Source organism: Leptospira stimsonii (genome assembly GCF_003545885.1).
GTDB lineage: Bacteria > Spirochaetota > Leptospiria > Leptospirales > Leptospiraceae > Leptospira > Leptospira stimsonii.
The window spans coordinates 26647-43236 of the sequence record NZ_QHCT01000005.1 but is presented as its reverse complement, the minus strand read 5'-3'; the positions used below and the strand labels follow the sequence as shown (position 1 = coordinate 43236).

Below are 16590 nucleotides of genomic sequence, written 5' to 3'. Positions count from 1 at the left end.
TCCAAATCAAGACTCGTTCAAAAAATCTTCGGCATCGCGTGGATCTCTTGAAGAGAATGGATCGTAAATCCTTTGTTCTTCATTTCCACCATACCTTTGATGAGCGCCTTAGCGGCGTTAGACGTCGTTAGACAAGGAACCTTAAAACGAATCGCCGCTTGACGAATCGTAAAACTATCGTCTCTCGTTACTCTTGAGAGCGGAGTATTGATGATCAGATGAATCTTATTCTCGCGGATATAATCCAAAGCGGTCGGAAAAACTCCGTCGTACACTTTGTTGATCTTGGAAGATAGAATTCCGTTGTCCGATAAGAACTTATGAGTTCCCGAAGTGGCGATTAGGTTGAATCCAAGCTCGGAAAGATCCTTGATATAAGAAAGTAGTTCCGACTTCGTTTTATCGTTGATGCTCACAAAAACGGTCCCTTGCGACGGAAGTTCGTCACCGGCCATGTATTGCGATTTCAAAAACGCTTCTCCGGCAGTGGACGCGATTCCCATCACTTCTCCGGTGGAACGCATCTCGGGTCCGAGAATCGTATCTACACCCGGAAACTTATTAAACGGAAGAACCACTTCTTTTACGGAAACTTGAGAGAATGCCATCTCTTTTGGAAGTGGCAAACTTTTCAGAGGCTCTCCCATCATGATCCGAGTCGCGTATTTTACGATCGGATGCCCGAGCGCTTTCGAAACGAATGGAACGGTTCTCGATGCCCTAGGATTCACTTCGATGATATAAAGGATTTCGTTTTTGACGGCGTATTGAATGTTGATAAGCCCCTTTACCTGCAACTCCAACGCAAGCGCGACAGTCGCAGAGCGGATTTCATCCATCATCTTTTTGGAAAGCGTTTGAGGAGGAAGAACGCAGGCCGAATCCCCGCTATGAACTCCCGCCTCTTCGATATGCTCCATGATCCCGGTGACAAAGACATCCTTGCCGTCACAAAGCGCATCGACGTCCACTTCCACGGCGTCTTCTAAGAAGGAATCGATCAGAAGAGGTTTGTCTTTTGAAATCTCTTCCGCCTTCTCCATGTAACGATCCAATTCTTTTTCTTCGTTGATGATGAGCATCGCTCTTCCGCCGAGAACGTAACTCGGACGAACCAGAACCGGATATGTGATCTTCTGCGCGATCGCTCGCGCTTCTTCCATGGAAGTCGCAATTCCGCTCTCAGGAGAAGTTAGTTTCAATTTTTCTAATACTTCCACGAAACGTTTTCTATCTTCGGCACGATCGATAGAATCAGGACTGGTTCCGAGAATTTTCACTCCCTTTCTTTCCAAGTCCTTTGCAAGTTTCAGAGGTGTCTGTCCTCCGAATTGAATGATCACGCCTTCCGGCTTTTCGTTTTGATAGATTTTGAAAACATCCTCTAAGGTGAGAGGTTCGAAATACAATCGATCGGAAGTATCGTAGTCCGTTGAAACGGTTTCCGGATTGGAATTCACCATAATCGATTCCACACCCAAATCCTGAAGCGCATACGAAGCCTGACAACAGCAGTAGTCGAATTCGATCCCTTGCCCGATCCGATTCGGACCTCCGCCAAGAATCATAACCGACTTTGCAGGAGTAATGTCGGACTCGTCTTCCTCGTCATAAGAAGAATAAAAATACGGAGTGTACGCTTCGAATTCTCCCGCACAAGTATCGATCCGTTTGTAAACGGGGCGAAGTTTTTTAGAATCCAGTTCGGCTTCGATTTCCTCTTCGGTTTTTTTGAGAAGATTTTGAATCTCCATCTTCTTGAGATCCACACGAAGACCTCCGTCCAAGAGTTCCAGAATCTCCTTTTTCGACTTCAAGAAGGCAAGTTGTCTGTTGGAAAAACCGGCTTGTTTCATCTTTTTAAGAATCGAATTTCCCTTTTGGGAAAATTCTTTTTCGAGATGAAGAAGGTCTTCCATCTGCCAGAGGAACCATCGATCCACTTTGCAAAGTTCGTGGATCTGATCCACGGTATAACCTTCGTCGAAGGCGAGTTTGATATAAAAAATTCGTTTATCGTTCGGGCGTTTTAGAAATGAATCGATCCATTCTTTTCTTTGACCTATATTTAAACTTCTTGCATATAATAATTCTTGAAAGTACCCGTCGGAACCGAAACCGTAACGATCAGTTTCGAGGGAACGAAGCGCTTTTTGAAAACTTTCCTTAAAAGTCCTCCCGATCGCCATCGCTTCGCCTACCGCTTTCATCTGAACTCCGAGCGTATCGTCCGTACCGGGAAATTTTTCGAAAGCAAAACGAGGAATTTTCGTCACGACGTAATCGATCGAAGGTTCGAAAGAAGCGGGAGTAACCCTTGTTATATCATTCTTAATTTCGTCTAACGTGTAACCGATGGAAAGAAGAGCCGCGATTTTCGCGATCGGAAAGCCGGTCGCCTTGGACGCGAGAGCGGAAGATCTGGAAACGCGAGGATTCATTTCGATTACGATCACGTCCCCGTTTTCAGGGTTGACCGCGAACTGAATATTGGAACCACCCGTCTCGACTCCGATTTCACGAATGATCGCGATGGACATATCTCTTAGGTTTTGGTATTCCTTATCGGAAAGCGTTTGTTGCGGAGCAACGGTGATGGAATCTCCCGTGTGAACTCCCATAGGATCGATGTTTTCGATCGAGCAAATGATGACTACGTTATCCGCGAGATCGCGCATAACCTCGAGTTCGAATTCTTTCCAACCGAGAACGGATTCTTCCAAAAGAACCTGACTGATCGGAGACGCTTTGAGTCCCTTGGAAACGACTTCCTCGAACGTCTCTTCGGTGAAAGCGATCCCTCCGCCGGTTCCACCCAGAGTAAAAGCGGGGCGAACGATGAGAGGAAGGCCGAGTCTTTTTTTGATTTCGCCCGCGTCCTTGAGATTGTTTGCGAGACCGGATGCGGGAACTCTCACACCGATCTTTTCCATCGCCTTTTTGAAAAGGTCTCTGTCCTCGGCTTTCTTAATGGCGTCCACTTTGGCGCCGATCAATTCTACATTGTATTTTTCTAGGAGCCCGGCTGTATTACATGCCAAGGCGAGATTGAGCGCGGTCTGACCTCCGACCGTGGGAAGGATCGCGTCCGGCTTTTCTTTCTCAAGAATTTTTTGAACGACCTGAACCGTCATCGGTTCGATGTAAGTCGCGTCGGCGAGATCCGGATCCGTCATGATGGTGGCCGGATTGGAGTTGAGCAAAATGACGCGGATCCCTTTTTCTTTCAGGGCCTTTGCGGCTTGAGTCCCGGAGTAATCGAATTCACATGCCTGCCCGATAACGATCGGACCGGAACCCAGGATGAGTACAGAGCGGATATCTTCTCTTCTAGGCATACTAAAATACAGGTTTTTAGTTTAGCCCTATCCTTCAAGCATCAATTTGACAAAGGGAGCAAATACTCTCCAGCTTTCTTAAATTTTCCGGAGCCGAGTAAAAAGGAATGAAGAGAGTCTTTGAGAGAAGAACACTGAGAAACGGGAAGAATCTTCGTATTCCAAGGATCTTCGATTCGATCATAACAAGCCCAGACTACTCCGTCTTCGGAAGGAATGTAGATCAATTTGTATCTGCCGTTCTGAAACATTCTGTGTTTGGAGAAGATCACACTTTCTTTCGCGTAAGAATCTCCGATCGAAATAAACGGAAGATCGCCCGTTTCGATCGAGTGAAGCTGAAGAATATTCGGATAAAAGATTCTTTGCTTTTGAAAAAAATGATTTCCTCGATCACTGAACCAGATCCCGGTTTCTCCATAAACGGAACGATTGTCCTTCCAGGAATCGGAATGGAATGCCTCGGAAAGATCCCTTCCCGGTCGCTTTCGGATCTCATCCTGAATCATTTTCTTATCTTGAAACCTTTCGAAATGTTCCGAGACAAAGTTGAGAATCGTAGGAAATAAATCCAAAGAACTGCTGATTCCGGAGAAGGATTTTCCCGCTCCTGCGTTCGAAGGATATTTGATGAGAAGAGGAATGTGTGTGACTCCTTCGCCTCTGAGATGTTCTCCGTGTCCATGACTGTGATCGGCTTCGAAAAGAGATTCTCCGTGATCACTCGTAAGAATGATGAGAGTGGAATCGTAGATCCCCTCTTTTTTCAACTTTGAGACGATCTTCCCAACGGAATCGTCAAAGGACGCGATGGATGCCTGAAAGAGTCCGTTGATCTGATTCTGATCTTCCCGGTTCAACGAGGAAGAATCGCTCGGATCCACAAATTTAAAATACTTAAACTTTCCATAATATTCAGAATTCGTAAATTTTTGATAAAACGGATACGGGGGACTGAACGGAAAATGAGTAACGGAAGAGAAGAATACGGTAAAAAAAGGACGTTCACCCTTATTTAACTCGGATAACAAAGCTGGAAGAATTTTAGAATCGTCTCCCAGACTCGGAAGACCTTTGAGAGAAGAGAAATATTCCCCCGCAAACGGAAGGGATCCGGTTAGAATCGGAAGAAGAAGAATTTGAGATTCTAAGATCCTCTGAGCCGTGAGAGTTCCCGCGTGAAAGATCGGGGCTCTCACCGATTGAAATCCCCAATCGGCTCTCGGAAAGATATCACCCGCAAAAGAGGAGACGACGTTTGTCTCGTAACCGAGTTCGCCCAAAATTTTGGGAAGCGTCATTGAGGAAGTCCCATTCAGGCCGGCCCGATCCTTCGCATCGGGAAACATGTCTTGAATCCCGTGAACAAAACTCGGTTGTCCGCTTAGAAGATCGGCCCAGGCGGGAAAGGTCCTCGGAATCGTTGTGTGATGGTCTTGAAAACGGATCGAGTCCTTTGCCAATAAATCAATGTTAGGCGTCAATCCTTCCTTTCCTTGAGAATATCCCATTTTATCGTAACGCAAACTATCCGCGCTGAGAATCAGAATGTTCGGAAGATTTTTGGAAACAAATGCCTTTGTCTGTGTTTTTAAATCCGAACGGCTCCAAGAAACCGCAAGAATCACAAGAAAAACTCCGACCCAAATAAACTGCGCTATTTTAGAATTTTGGAATAGGATACTAAGAAGATACAGCCAGGAAACAAGCCCGATTCCCAAAACGTTTCCCGAAAGATGAAAGCAAAACACAAAGACAAAGAAGAGGAAAAAATAACCGAGAGATTTCCATTCTTTTTGAACGGCCAGAATATAAATTCTTAACCCCGCAAAACCACCTAACAAAGAGAAAGCGAACCACTGAGGAACCGAAGGGGGAATTCGGTCGGTAAGAAAAAAAAGGAAATGACGAAGGAACGGAAAACGATAGAAGAAAAATTCTCCGTAGAGTTGAGGGTAATAGATTACGGAATGAAGCCAGAGCAAAAGGATAAAAACGCAGAAGACGAAAACCTCGGTTTTAGTCGAAAGCCACTCCCATTTTTCGAAAATTGTATCGGCCCCGAAAAGGAGCAAGGCGATCGTTGAAAAAAGAATTCCACTCGAGATGAGCGTTCCGAGATAGTCTTTGAGAAATAAGGGAAGAAAGGAAAAGAAGAGCGATTTGAACTCGGAAAGATCGACTCCCATGATTTGGAAGGAAGAATTGAGAAGCAATGTAACGAAAGAGATTCCCATTCCGATTCCGAAAAATAGGAAATAACGTCTAACGGATGCGACTTTCAGGATGTTGCAAATTGGTTCCATCATCTTTTTTCGTTTGTTTCTTGATTTAAAAATTCCGTTCTAACTTAAACGGGAATCGAACGAATCTGCAAGTTTTTTTCTAAGCGACACTTCGGCTTCTTCATGAGCACAATTTTCCAGGGAAAAATATATTCCATTTCTATAATATACATTCTGCATTCGTCTAACGATTCATAGGAGCTATCTCAAGGTGGACTTTCTCAACATTCCTTGAAGACAAGTGCCTTACGTTTGCCCCGCTGATCGACTGAAGCCTTTGAGAGAATTTGTCGTAACAACGACAATCCTCCGTGAAATAAAAGCCCCACCCTAATCTTGGGTGGAGGGGTGGGCGGCGGGAAAACTCGGGCAGATTTTTCTCTATCATAAAATCAAACTTTTTCAAGTAAAAAGTCCCGAATGTAGGAACTCCCGCAAAAGTTCCGATTGGAAACAATGTAAATTCTCCAAAGCTTTTTCTTGGGATTCTGACTTTTCCTGATTCTCTCAAGAGGTAACGGAAAACCTTTCACATCGGAAAGTCAATTTTCCAATTCTGATTCCTCCGGTTCTGCAACTTCTCCTCCATCCGATTCCGGTTCGAAATCGTCCATACCTCTTATCCGGTAAGTCAAAAAATTCTTTCCAAACTTGCGAGTCACAAATTCGGACCACCCTGGTGAAACGGGGGACTGAATGAACACAACTACGGTGGAATCCTCCTTCAGAAGAGCTTCCACTAGATTCTTTAGTTTTTCATTCTTCTTATCCCAAAAAGAGTACGGAGGATCCAAAAAATAGACTCTGGATTTTTCGGGAATATCGAGTTTATCATAAAAACGGAATACGTCTTTTCGAAAGATCTCCTTTGTTCCACCGATCTTATCGAATAACTTTCGAAGACTGTCCGACCTCTCCCACGCGAGTTCATACAAAACGACTCTCGCAAATCCCCGGCTCACGGCTTCGAGCGCCATCTGACCAGAGCCGGCAAAAAAATCGATAAAGGCGGAATCTTCCGGAATCAACCTTCCCTTTAATACAAGAGAACCTAACACGTCAAAGACGGATTTTTTTATAACCGCAGGAGTGAAGTTCATATTCCCGGCGATCGCAGGAGGCGTTTCTATGGACTTACCCTTCAGCTTCCCGGTTTGCACTCTGAGTAGTTTCATGATTGTGCCTCCATTTTTTTCTCTATGCTCAATTCTAAGATCCGGATTTTTTTATTCAACTTTTCGGTCGATTTCCATTCTTTCAACTTGGAAAGGACCTGCTTCGCTTCCGGAAATTTACCCGCTTCGAATAAGATGCAGGCAAACGTATAGAGGCCTTCCGCATAACGCACCGAAGCTGAACCGTGTTCCAAAAAAATTCTTCCCCAATGAATTCCGGAAGATTCGTCCTCCAATACCAGACAACGTTCCAAAAATAAAAAAACGGAATTATAAAAAATTCCCGGATGCGAAGACTTCTTTTCGTAGATGCTTCTCAACGTTTTGTCGATTTCTTCCGGATCCTTCTCGGCCGCCGTATACAAAAGAAGAATTCTATAGTCGACCTCTTCTTTTCGAAGCGCGGAACGCGATACCTTTACGAGCGTATCATAGTTCCCTTTTTTATAAAAATCATAAACGTCGCTAAAATCGGTGGAAGTAACGGATTTTTGGGGAGTGAGAAAAAGGTAGATAATTACAAACCCGAGAAGCCGGGAGGCAAAATTCTCTTGGAACTGCCTGGCCGGCCGGGTATTTTTCAAAGTTCGATTACTGCCGCCGAACCGCACATCGGGCATATCGCCCCTTCCGGACCGTAATCCTCCGCTTCAAAGGCTTCTTCTTCCCAGCGGTGATCGCAATCTTCACAGGCAAACGTAACAACGTCCTCATCCGTAGCATCCTCGTCGTCTCCGGTTTCCAGTTCAAACTCTTCGTCAAAATCGTAATCGTAGGGCATAGATCCAACGGAATCAAAGGTGCCTTCAGTGTCAAGTTTTAGGGCCTGAGTCAAATTCAAAAAATACGTGAACCCAGGATAGGCGGGTAAAAACTGGGACGCATTATGCTGTATCAGTCCGGCCTGAAGAGTTACAAAAAGAAAACCAGTTATAAACCTTACATTCTTACGATTCTTTTGATTACCTTAGGAGGGGTTGGATTCTTTTTCCGGCAGGATATCAAGAATCTCTTCGCCGGAGATCGAAAAATTCTTCTGGAAAAGGAAAGAAAGAACGTTCAGCAACAAATTCTTTCCGGAAATCTCGAGGAAAGTTCGGTCAAAAATTTTCAGAGCGCGGCGAAAGATTACACTACCTCCAATCCCGCCGACGAGCTCGGTTATTTTTATAGTGCATTAGGAAATTATTATTCTTTTTTGCTGGTCGGTTTTTCCTTCGATTCGGGAACGTTAGTCAAGCTTTCCTATTCCGGTTTTAACGATTTTCTCAAAGAAGACGGTTCCTATCTTCCGATCTTGGAGGACATGTATCGGAATGCGCTTCGGGCAAAAGCCGTCGATCCGGCGATGAAGGAGAATCCGGACAACGAAGTAATGATCGCTTTCGGAGAAACGATAAAACAACACCTTTCCAGAAAATCACTGACCGGGCTTTTGAATTCGATTCCGTATGATAAGATCAGCCCCGAGTTTAAGACGGGTTACACCTGGATTTCACTTTTAGGCGCGTCCCTTTCCGGCGACACGGAATTCTTAAAGAAGAATTTGGCGAGTCCCGAATCGACCGGATCGATTCTACTCACGGAGAGAGAAGCTCACTTTTTAACGGGTCTTTCCGAGTTCCGCGCGGGGCAGTATGTTTCTTCTCTGAATTTTATACGGAAAGTAAGAAACGAAAACGAAGACTTTATCACGACCGGATCTTGGATTTTAGAAGCTAAAATTTTTAGACTTCAAAATCTCCACGCAAAATCGATCACGATCTTGGAAGAACTTTTTCCGAAGGCAGAAGAAAGAAAGGACGAAATCATCAAGCTCGCCAGAGAAATCATAGAGGAAAAACCGACTCTCAAGACGAAACTCAATCTTGATTTGGAAACGGATCAATAGAATTTCGCACTCATGAAAATGTTAAACGAAATGAAAATGAACACCACTTTCTCTTTTTTTCGAAACACGTTTCGTTTGACGTTCTTTCTTTCCGTTTTTATTGTACTTGTCGACTGCGGTTTAAAACCGGTCCCACCGCCGGAAGGAAAGTTCTGCGATACATGGCACAAACCTGTCGAATGTGTGGAACTCGATTTTAGAAAGGGAGTCGCCGATCTAGGACATGGCGCGGTCCCTTTAGAGATGAAAAGTGTCGTTGTCTACCGGATCACGGACGAAAACAAACAATCGATCCTTATCGAAGTCCTCCACGAACACAGGGTAAGAATCACCTTCCCTCATGCGGAGCCGAGACTTTTTTTAAAAATCAAAGACAAAGAAGATCGAAAACGTAGATGGGAAAAAGCGAAAGAAGAATGGAACGAATTTTTTAAATAACACTTACGATACACGGTTTCGAAACAACTTCGAAAAAAACTTTTAAAACAGATCTGTCTTGAGCGGATTGTGAAACGGTAGAATCGAGATTCCTTTAGAAAAAACAATTTACCGATCGAACCCGATCCGAAGAATCAAGCCGATGGCCAAAGAATCACTGACTACCCATTCGGTTTCGATCGTCGAAGACAACCTTCACACGGCCCTCAATCTTCAAGAATTACTTTCCAAATCAAGCGATCTCAAATTCGTTAAACACTATTCGACCGCGCAAGACGCGATCTCCTTTCTTCCCGACGAGGCTCCCGATATCGTCATTCTCGACATCGGACTTCCCGGAAAAAACGGATTGGAATGTCTGAAAGAACTAAAGGACAAGACACCTAACACAAAATATGTGATTTTTACGGTTTTTGAAGACGAGGATAAAATCGTAGAAGCGATTCGAGGAGGAGCTTCCGGATATCTTTTAAAGGATACGTCTCCGGAATTGTTTCTCGCAGAACTCAGAGTGATCGTTTTAGGAGGCGCACCCTTAACTCCGAGAATCGCGGATAAAATCATCCGTGAGTTCACAAAAAAAGAGGAAACGAAAAATCCACCGATTGCAAATACCCTCGGTTTGACCGAAAGGGAACTTCAGATCTTGAATTTTGTCGCACTCGGGATGACCTTTTCCGATATCGCCGACGAGTTGGACATTTCCAGTCATACGGTCAGTAGACATATAGAAAAGATCTATAAAAAGATGGAAGTCCATTCCAGATCCGAGGCGATCATTCGCGGAAGAAGAATGGGAATCATCCGAGACGTTCCCGGTTATCCTTGATAAATTCATGAAACAAATCGTATATTCGATTTTTATCATTTTCTTAATCTTAACAATCCGGTGTTCCCCCGCGATTTCTTCGAAAGAAAGACCGAAAGCGCAAAAAGGAACGATCGATCTCAGAAATTTTAACTTAAACGAGGAAAATACCACTCTCAACGGAGATTGGGAATTCCATTGGAACGAGTTGCCGCAATCCAACCGATCGCTAAGCTCGAATCCTCTCTACGAACCGGTTCCCGGGATTTGGAGGGATTACGATCCGAGTTACACCTGGAAAGGTTATGCGACATACCGTTTGCACGTGTTATGCGATTGGAACCGCCCGAATCTGAAGATCAGAATCCCACGGCTCCCCGGAGTTTACGACGTCTACTTCGACGATCACAAAGTGTATTCAAACGGCCTTACGGGAACGGACGCAATCGATACCGTCTTCTTAGCTCATCCATTGATTACAAACGTAGTCGTCCCTTCGGGCGATTTCTGGATCACCGTGGTCGTTTCTAATTTTAAAGGAAATCATCTGAAAGGCGGAATCAGGAATTCGTTTCGCATCGGAAACGGAAACTCCATCGATCTCGAGGAAAGAAAAGAAGAATGGCTGGAGATCATTCTGATCAGCGTTATTTGCGCCTTCGGAATCTATTATATCGTATTCTTTTTCGCGTATAGGAAGGATCCGGTCCCGTTGCACTTCGCCGCGTTTTGTTTTTTGGTTTCTCTCTATACATTCATTACTTCCGGAATTCAATATATGGCCCTGCCGAGCCTCTCTCTCGATCTTAGAATTCGAATCGAATTTTTTTGCGAAGTGACTTTCTTTCCGACAGTTTATCTCATCCTTCGAAGAATGTTCCCGTTAGAATTCGAAACAAAATGGATTCGATTCGCAATCGCGAGTACGATCCTATTCGCGATCGGAATTCTAACCCTGGATGAGAACAATCTAGTTCGTTTGTATTCGGTCTTTCTCTACGCGCCTCCTATCTACGCCGTCTTCATTCTCGTTCCGACGATCGCCGCATTTCGAAATAAGGAACCGAGAGCCAAAACGATCTTGATCACCGGACTTGTTCTCGTTTTTACGATGATGAACGACGTGTTCTACGGTTTATTCGAGGTTTACGTTTTGTTTCCTTACAGTTTTCCGCTCGGACTTGTCACCTTCGTTGCGCTCAATTCCTATATTATCTCCTCAAGGTTCACGGAGGATTTAGAGAAGGCGAAAGAATTCGCACAACTTCAGATCAAATACAACGAACAACTCAAACTCCAAGCGGAAGAAAGAACAAGAATCGCCTCGGACATTCACGATACGATCGGCTCCGAACTCACCGCTATTCTGTTCGAATTGGAATCCAAAAACAAGGAAGATTCCACACTCAAAAAGTTGAAAACCGAAATGACACAACTGATCTCGAACGTAAGAGATATCGTCTTCCTTATGCACCATACCGGAACTCACAAAGAACTCGTAGAAGACGTCATGAATCGTTACGCGGAAAGAATCCAAGGCACCGGTTCAATCCGAGTAAAGACGGAAATCAAAGAGGTTTCGGACGTTCTTCGATTGGATCAGTGTCTTCATGTTCAGAAAATTTTTCTCGAGCTCATGTCCAATATTCTCAGACATTCGGAAGCAAAGAATATTCAGATTTTGTGGAATAAGGATGGGAGACATCTACGTTTAAGAATCGTAGACGACGGGAAGAAGTTCGAAACAAAGTCCGAAGAAATGACGGGAATAGGATTGAACAACATCCAAATGCGCGCGGAAAAACTCAATGCGACCTACGATTTTTCCAGAGAATCGGAAAATATCTTCTCTATGAGCATTCCTATTTTTTAATATTCTTCAATCGTTGCTCTGATTGCTGAGAGAGTCCACGTAAACGGGACCGGATGTCACCAGAATATTGACGTTCCGAATCGAAGTTTCAAATCGATTGAGACGATCTAGTTTTTTAAAAAGATCCCGGACCAAAAGAAGAGCGATCCTTGAATTCCCACTTCCGCTCAAAGTCAAACTTTTCCCCCGTTTCCAAGGCTTTCGTGTCTCGGTTTGACCAGGAGCGTAATAAATTTTTTTGGAAAGAATACAAAAGGAATCTAATATAGCTTCGATCGCTTCCAGATTACGATCCGCTTGGATCCGTATCTCGAGGTCGAACCACTGATAGTATTCCAATTTTTTATTTTCGGAAAAGTGTTCGAAACCCGAAATCGAAAAGGAACGTTTGGAAAGAATTCTACGAAACCCGATCCAACGAAACCATTCCATAGTGAGAATCACCGGAAAAAAGAAAAAGATCACGGCAATCGTCGGGCTTTCCAGCAAAAACGGAAGCGCAAGAACGGTGAAATAAAAACTGGGAAGCCCCATTCCCATAAGCCAAAGGATCGGGGACTGATTTAAGATCCAGAGATCCGCCATCACAAAACGTAAGAATTTTTGAATATACAAAAAAAGTTTTGTTCTTCCGAGACAACGAAAGAACAGCAAGGTATTCTTTTTAAAATTTCTGAGCTTGATTTTTCGGATCTTGGCTCTTTGAAGATCTAAAATTTCGGCCTCTTTGAGTTTCTCGCGTTCCTGAAAAGCTTTTCGAATCGGATCCAAGGAAATTCTCTTTTAACGGCTTCTTATTTCCGGAAAGATGAAGTTGATGCCGAAGATCATTCCTTGCGCTTTCACTTCTTCGGGAACTTTTCCGAAATTCTGACCTCGAATGGAATCCACACAAGCCTGACCAACGATATCCTGCCCTTGTGTGGAAATCAGTCTCGTATCCAAAACCTGACCGCTGTCGCTTAACAAAAATTGAACCTTTACCTGACCGGGGGAAATACCGGCACGGATCACGGTCCCCGCCATATCTCGATACGCGAAGTTCCCTCCTCCGGGAGGAGCAAAACTTCCTTCGATTTGTTTTAGCATTCGTTTAAAGTATTCGTATCCGGCGAGTTTTTTTCTGGGAATGGAGAGGGCCTGGCTTCCGTCCCAACGAAAAAGAAAATCCTGTTCGAAACGGTAGTTGAATGGAATTTTCGTCATCCTTCCGTAGGTTTGAGTGCTTTGTTTCGTATTATCGGTGTTAGACGTTTGCACCGGATCGATCTTATAGATTCCGACCTCAAATGCCTTCTCGTCGTTTTTTTCGAGAGACTGCTGTTTCTGTGCTTCGGAGTTTCTTCTTGCAACGCTTCCCATCACGAATTCACGGAAAGGACTTGCAGAGTGAAATCCTTCCTTCTTTGTGATCCCGCCTGCGCCGGCGGCGTCCACGTTCGAAAGGGCTTTGTATTCGTCTTTGATATGTTTGTCGACGAAGTCTTGTTCTAGAAGGACTTCGTAAATTTTTTCTTTTTCCTCGTTGCTTTCCATTTTAACCATGGGTTCGCTTCCGAGAATTTTCCAGAGCATATTGCGTGTGAGTAAATGAGCGGTGAAAAAAGACGCGAGCGCAAGAACCAAAAAGGCCGCGTAGATCAACCTTTTATCATCTTCGGGGATTCCGGAATATTCAGAATAAAGTCGGGTCTTGTTCATGATTTCCGGGAAAGTCTCCCATCCGCTTCAATTGTTGATACGCCTTTTCTGTCGCGACTCTTCCGGCGGGCGTTCGATTGATGAGTCCGATTCTTACCATAAAAGATTCGTACGTGTCTTCGATGGTTTTTTCCTCTTCGCCGACCACGACCGCGATCGCCTTTAAACCCACTGGGCCGCCCTTATAACGATCGATCATACAACCAAGGATCTGTCTATCCATAGCATCCAGTCCCAGGTCGTCAATCCCCATCTTATCAAAAGCCTTGATACAAAGATCCTTTTTGACGGTAGAATGACCGTCGACCTCGCTGAAGTCTCGGATTCGTTTGAGAAGATGATTTGCGATTCGAGGAGTTTTGCGAGAACGTTTTCCGATTTCAAGCGCCGCGTCGTCATCGATCGCAACGTTCAAAATTTTAGAAGAACGCAGAACGATTTCCTTCATCTCGTCATCGCTGTAGTAATCCAAACGGAGTTGAATTCCAAAACGACTCTTGAGAGGTTCGCTGATAAGACCGCTTCGGGTCGTAGCTCCGACCAAGGTAAAAGGTTTGAGAGGAATTTGGACCATCTGTGCGGTCACACCTTCTCCGATCACAAGGTCGATCATATAATTCTCCATCGCGGGATAGAGAATTTCTTCGAGCTTTTTGTGAAGCGTATGAATCTCGTCTATAAAAAGAATCTCATTCTCACCCATGCTCGTGAGAAGACGCGCGAGATCGGCGCCTTTTGTGATCACCGGCGCGGAAGTGATCGTAAGTCTGGTTCCGAGTTCGTTGGAGATAATTCCGGCAAGAGTTGTTTTTCCAAGTCCGGGCGGACCGGAAATAAGAACGTGATCAAGAGCCTTTTTTCTTTTTTTCGCGGCTTGGACGTAGACTCCGAGATTGTTTAAAACTTCTCTTTGTCCTATAAATTCGTTTAGAAGAGACGGGCGTAGACCCGACTCTTCTTCAAATTCTTCTTCCGGATTGAGGGTATGGGATTTGGACAATCAGTTCGGTCTTTCCTTAAGCTGAATGGAAAGTCTCGAGACGTTTCCTTGACGGAGGATCGTAACGTTGATTCTATCTCCCACCTTATTTTTCTTCACCGTGTTGACCACGTCTTCCGGAGAATTGATTTTTGTTCCTGAAATTTCCGTAATCACGTCCATCAACTGAATTCCCGCACGATCGGCTGGAGAATCATTCATGATCTGAACGACAACCGCACCGCCGGAGATTTTTAACTGCTTTGCGTCCTCTTCATGAAGGTAGTCGACTCCGACTCCGAGCCAGGCTTGCGCGGGGCGTTTTACCTTACCGGTGGTCTTCAATTCTTCCATGATCGCTTTGGCTTCGTTGATCGGAATGGCAAAACCGATTCCCACCGAACCGCCGCTTTGCGAAGCGATCATACGATTGATTCCGATCACACGACCGTTGATGTCGAGAAGCGGTCCTCCGGAGTTTCCTTGGTTGATCGCCGCGTCCGTTTGAAGATAATGAACACCGCTGTTATCGATTCCCGCACGACCGACCGCGCTCACGATTCCCGCGGTAAGAGATTGTTCGTAACCGAGAGGAGCTCCGATCGCGATGGCCCAGTCCCCCACTTTCACCGCCGAAGAATCTCCGAGTTCGATCGGAGTGATTTCGGAATCCGGTTTGATTTTTAAAAGAGCCAAGTCGATGGTCGCATCGGAACCGACGAGTTCCGCGTTGTAAGTCTTACCGGTTTTCAAACGAACGGTGAGTTTATCCATGGAACGAACGACGTGTTCGTTCGTAAGAATATAACCTTGTGTGTTGAGAATGATTCCAGAACCGAGACCGGTCTGTTTTTGTTTCATCACTCTTCCACCGCCGCCTTGACCTCTTCCGAAAAACTGATCGAAGAACGGATCACCGAAGGGATGAACGGGAACGTTCTGAGTTCTTTCCGTTGCGATGGAAACAACGCTTGGAGAAGCGGTTTGATACACTTCTTCAAAAGCTTGTTGAATGGTGATCGCCTGGCGAGCCGCCGGCGTAGGTTCTCTGTCTCCCTTTGCGCTCAGGAAAAGAGGACTGTTCTGATTGGATCCGCAGAACATCACGGGAGATAAGAATGCTCCGAGGAGAAGTGAGATGCTGACGATCGCAAAATACTTCAGTTTTTCCGAGTTTTTCATTGAATTCTATCCCTCTGAAAATGAATTTCCGATAGGTACTGAAAGGATCGACTCGCTCTTCCGACTGTCAAGTTGGATTTAGAAACAAGTCTCTTCAGGAACCACATTCGGATTGAGTTTGGATTGAGACGAAAGGAGAATTCCTTCCCGTCTTGAACGTTAGACCTAAAAAGAGAAGGAAGAGTTTCCCGATTTTTAGAACAAAGAGAAAAAACGGATCAATGTCTTATGTGAACCGGAACGTTCTTTTTCGCCGCGAGTTCCCTGCTTTCTTTGAAGGCCTGTTTCGCTTTCATATATTTTTGAATCGCCCGCTCCACAATCTGAAGAGAATAAGAATCCAGAACTTCCACAGGAATGATTTCGTGATCGACTTCCACTTTTAAAATCGCGAGATCCAGCTTCTTGTCCAAACCGATGATCTGGGCTTCGTAGAGTTTTCCCGATTTGAGTTTTACGTTGAGTTTATCATAAGAGCGAATAACGTGCTCGTTTGTAAGAATATAACCCAACTGATTGATGACGATTCCGCTTCCGAGGACGACCTCTTTTTTTAGCGTTTTAGAAGTTCCTTTGAAATGAGCGATCTGAGGATTCGCATTTTTCTCCGAAGTGATCAAGACCGAACTCTCGGAGGAATCCGGATACACTTCTTCGTAGATATGATGAATTTTGATTCGATCCTTGGAAGCATTCGGATTTTCAATTTTTGTTTCCTCGGACTGCGGAGAGGAGACGTTCCGAGAAGAGAAAGAACAGGATTGGAAGAAGAAACCAAAGAATAAAAAATAAAAGAAGAATGATCTGAGATCGGGAAAATTATTTTTCATTCGGGAATTTTTACTGGATTCTTCCTTTTCAAACGAATCCATGTATCTAAGAAGAATGTTTTTAAACAAATCCCCTCTGTCAAGATTGAA

The 16590-nt window shown here is 44.6% G+C and carries 14 protein-coding genes; 4 read left to right on the top strand and 10 right to left on the bottom strand.

Going from position 1 to position 16590, the window contains the following annotated elements; translation table 11 throughout:
- Positions 1 to 17: 17 nt before the first annotated feature.
- The 5 genes from carB to DLM75_RS16765 form a co-directional block, all read right to left on the bottom strand.
- Positions 18 to 3338: a carbamoyl-phosphate synthase large subunit gene (gene carB, locus DLM75_RS16785; RefSeq protein WP_118969674.1), complete on the bottom strand. Its 3321-nt coding sequence runs from the start codon at positions 3336 to 3338 to the stop codon at positions 18 to 20.
- Positions 3339 to 3379: 41 nt separating this feature from the next.
- Positions 3380 to 5647: a sulfatase family protein gene (locus tag DLM75_RS16780; RefSeq protein WP_118969673.1), complete on the bottom strand. Its 2268-nt coding sequence runs from the start codon at positions 5645 to 5647 to the stop codon at positions 3380 to 3382.
- A gap of 518 nt (positions 5648 to 6165) precedes the next feature.
- Positions 6166 to 6798, bottom strand: a complete 633-nt coding sequence (locus DLM75_RS16775) for an RsmD family RNA methyltransferase (RefSeq protein ID WP_118969672.1) — start codon at positions 6796 to 6798, stop codon at positions 6166 to 6168.
- Complete coding sequence (locus DLM75_RS16770) at positions 6795 to 7382, bottom strand: hypothetical protein (RefSeq protein WP_118969671.1); 588 nt, start codon at positions 7380 to 7382, stop codon at positions 6795 to 6797. The genes DLM75_RS16775 and DLM75_RS16770 overlap by 4 nt, the downstream gene beginning before the upstream one ends.
- Positions 7379 to 7579, bottom strand: a complete 201-nt coding sequence (locus DLM75_RS16765) for a hypothetical protein (protein WP_100785869.1) — start codon at positions 7577 to 7579, stop codon at positions 7379 to 7381. The genes DLM75_RS16770 and DLM75_RS16765 overlap by 4 nt, the downstream gene beginning before the upstream one ends.
- A gap of 105 nt (positions 7580 to 7684) precedes the next feature.
- Here DLM75_RS16765 and DLM75_RS16760 point away from each other — a divergent pair, with 105 nt between their 5' ends.
- From DLM75_RS16760 to DLM75_RS16745, 4 genes are all read left to right on the top strand, one after another.
- Complete coding sequence (locus DLM75_RS16760; protein WP_118969670.1) at positions 7685 to 8689, top strand: hypothetical protein; 1005 nt, start codon at positions 7685 to 7687, stop codon at positions 8687 to 8689.
- An 18-nt stretch (positions 8690 to 8707) separates the two neighbouring features.
- Positions 8708 to 9127, top strand: coding sequence for an LIC12806 family lipoprotein (locus DLM75_RS16755; protein ID WP_118969669.1), 420 nt, complete (start codon positions 8708 to 8710; stop codon positions 9125 to 9127).
- A gap of 142 nt (positions 9128 to 9269) precedes the next feature.
- Positions 9270 to 9956, top strand: a complete 687-nt coding sequence (locus tag DLM75_RS16750; protein WP_118969668.1) for a response regulator — start codon at positions 9270 to 9272, stop codon at positions 9954 to 9956.
- Between the two features lie 7 nt (positions 9957 to 9963).
- On the top strand, positions 9964 to 11808 hold the full coding sequence (locus tag DLM75_RS16745) for a sensor histidine kinase (protein ID WP_118969667.1): 1845 nt from the start codon (positions 9964 to 9966) through the stop codon (positions 11806 to 11808).
- A gap of 6 nt (positions 11809 to 11814) precedes the next feature.
- On the opposite strand, the gene DLM75_RS16740 is transcribed toward DLM75_RS16745, so the two are convergent.
- From DLM75_RS16740 to DLM75_RS16720, 5 genes are all read right to left on the bottom strand, one after another.
- Positions 11815 to 12579, bottom strand: a complete 765-nt coding sequence (locus DLM75_RS16740; RefSeq protein ID WP_118969666.1) for a hypothetical protein — start codon at positions 12577 to 12579, stop codon at positions 11815 to 11817.
- Between the two features lie 12 nt (positions 12580 to 12591).
- Positions 12592 to 13509 (bottom strand): energy transducer TonB, encoded by a 918-nt coding sequence (locus DLM75_RS16735; RefSeq protein ID WP_118969665.1) that lies wholly within the window; start codon positions 13507 to 13509, stop codon positions 12592 to 12594.
- A complete protein-coding gene (gene ruvB, locus DLM75_RS16730) occupies positions 13484 to 14509 on the bottom strand; it encodes a Holliday junction branch migration DNA helicase RuvB (RefSeq protein ID WP_118969664.1) in 1026 nt (341 codons plus the stop codon). The genes DLM75_RS16735 and ruvB overlap by 26 nt, the downstream gene beginning before the upstream one ends.
- Positions 14510 to 15670, bottom strand: coding sequence for a S1C family serine protease (locus DLM75_RS16725; protein WP_118969663.1), 1161 nt, complete (start codon positions 15668 to 15670; stop codon positions 14510 to 14512).
- 218 nt (positions 15671 to 15888) lie between these two features.
- On the bottom strand, positions 15889 to 16500 hold the full coding sequence (locus DLM75_RS16720; protein WP_429945489.1) for a trypsin-like peptidase domain-containing protein: 612 nt from the start codon (positions 16498 to 16500) through the stop codon (positions 15889 to 15891).
- Positions 16501 to 16590 lie beyond the last annotated feature (90 nt).

Coding starts and splice junctions, on each gene's coding strand:
- DLM75_RS16765 (WP_100785869.1), bottom strand. CDS start 7,579: ATGCCCTACGATTACGATTTTGACGAAGAGTTTGAACTGGAAACCGGA.
- DLM75_RS16745 (WP_118969667.1), top strand. CDS start 9,964: ATGAAACAAATCGTATATTCGATTTTTATCATTTTCTTAATCTTAACA.
- DLM75_RS16735 (WP_118969665.1), bottom strand. CDS start 13,509: ATGAACAAGACCCGACTTTATTCTGAATATTCCGGAATCCCCGAAGAT.
- DLM75_RS16725 (WP_118969663.1), bottom strand. CDS start 15,670: ATGAAAAACTCGGAAAAACTGAAGTATTTTGCGATCGTCAGCATCTCA.
- carB (WP_118969674.1), bottom strand. CDS start 3,338: ATGCCTAGAAGAGAAGATATCCGCTCTGTACTCATCCTGGGTTCCGGT.
- DLM75_RS16780 (WP_118969673.1), bottom strand. CDS start 5,647: ATGATGGAACCAATTTGCAACATCCTGAAAGTCGCATCCGTTAGACGT.
- DLM75_RS16760 (WP_118969670.1), top strand. CDS start 7,685: ATGCTGTATCAGTCCGGCCTGAAGAGTTACAAAAAGAAAACCAGTTAT.
- DLM75_RS16755 (WP_118969669.1), top strand. CDS start 8,708: ATGTTAAACGAAATGAAAATGAACACCACTTTCTCTTTTTTTCGAAAC.
- DLM75_RS16720 (WP_429945489.1), bottom strand. CDS start 16,500: ATGAAAAATAATTTTCCCGATCTCAGATCATTCTTCTTTTATTTTTTA.
- DLM75_RS16775 (WP_118969672.1), bottom strand. CDS start 6,798: ATGAAACTACTCAGAGTGCAAACCGGGAAGCTGAAGGGTAAGTCCATA.
- DLM75_RS16750 (WP_118969668.1), top strand. CDS start 9,270: ATGGCCAAAGAATCACTGACTACCCATTCGGTTTCGATCGTCGAAGAC.